The organism is Photobacterium sp. R1, assembly GCF_054600795.1.
Genome location: NZ_BAAHZP010001074.1, coordinates 1 through 231, shown reverse-complemented (window position 1 = coordinate 231; position 231 = coordinate 1). Strand labels below are relative to the sequence as shown.

Sequence of the window (231 nt, the reverse complement as noted above, 5' to 3'; positions counted from 1 at the left end):
GGCTGGGATGACACCGCCAGTGACAATGCCATTGAAGACCATATACATAATTTGCGGAAAAAACTGGGCAGCACCCTGATCAAAAATATCCGTGGCGTAGGGTATATCATTGAGAATCGCTGAAATCAGTCCGATGCTGTCGATAAAAAAACGGCTGATCACGATCACGCTGACGGCCGCCACTGTGCTGATTGCCATCTCCTGGAGCCTGATTTACGCTGAATCCAAACA

Annotated in this window: 1 protein-coding gene; it reads left to right on the top strand. The window is 48.5% G+C overall.

Features of this window, described 5'->3' with window-relative positions; all coding sequences use genetic code 11:
- Positions 1 to 123, top strand: a 123-nt coding sequence (locus ACYP03_RS28370; protein WP_459782988.1) for a winged helix-turn-helix domain-containing protein, incomplete at its 5' end; no start/stop codon positions are given.
- Positions 124 to 231 lie beyond the last annotated feature (108 nt).